This is a genomic window from Klebsiella sp. HMSC09D12, assembly GCF_001808475.1.
Classification (GTDB): Bacteria; Pseudomonadota; Gammaproteobacteria; order Enterobacterales; family Enterobacteriaceae; genus Klebsiella; species Klebsiella oxytoca.
Genome location: NZ_KV793506.1, coordinates 219,989 through 220,654 on the forward strand (window position 1 = coordinate 219,989; position 666 = coordinate 220,654).

General features: G+C 64.4%; 1 protein-coding gene. It reads left to right on the forward strand.

All coding sequences use genetic code 11. From position 1 onward, the window contains the following. Nucleotides 1–666 (forward strand): fimbria/pilus outer membrane usher protein (locus HMPREF3178_RS25545; RefSeq protein ID WP_175438966.1); only part of this gene is annotated, 666 nt, incomplete at both ends.

Below are 666 nucleotides of genomic sequence, written 5' to 3' on the forward strand. Positions count from 1 at the left end.
TCACCCAGCAGCTGGGGCGTACCGCCACGCTCTATCTGAGCGGTAGCCACCAGACCTACTGGGGCACCGGTAAGGCCGACCAGCAGCTTCAGGCCGGGCTTAACGCCGCCGTCGACGATATCAACTGGACCCTGAGCTACAGCCTGACCAGAAACGCCTGGCAGCAGGGCCGCGACCAGATGCTGGCGCTCAACGTCAGTATCCCGTTCAGCCACTGGATGCGTTCCGACAGCACCTCCGCCTGGAGAAACGGTAACGCCAGCTACAGCATGTCCAACGATCTGAACGGCAGGACCACCAGCCTTGCCGGCCTGTACGGCACGCTGCTGGAGGACAACAACCTGAGCTACAGCGTACAGACCGGCTACGCCGGCGGCGGCGATGGCAACAGCGGCGGCACCGGATACGCGGCGCTGAACTACCGCGGCGGCTACGGTAACGCCAACGTCGGCTACAGCCGCAGCGACGGTATCAAACAGCTCTACTACGGGCTGAGCGGCGGCGTGCTGGCCCACGCTGACGGCATCACCCTGAGCCAGCCGATGAACGACACGGTCGTGCTGATCAAAGCCCCGGGCGCCGACAATGTGAGGGTAGAAAACCAGACCGGGGTACAAACCGACTGGCGCGGTTACGCCGTTCTGCCCTACGCCACCGAATACCGGG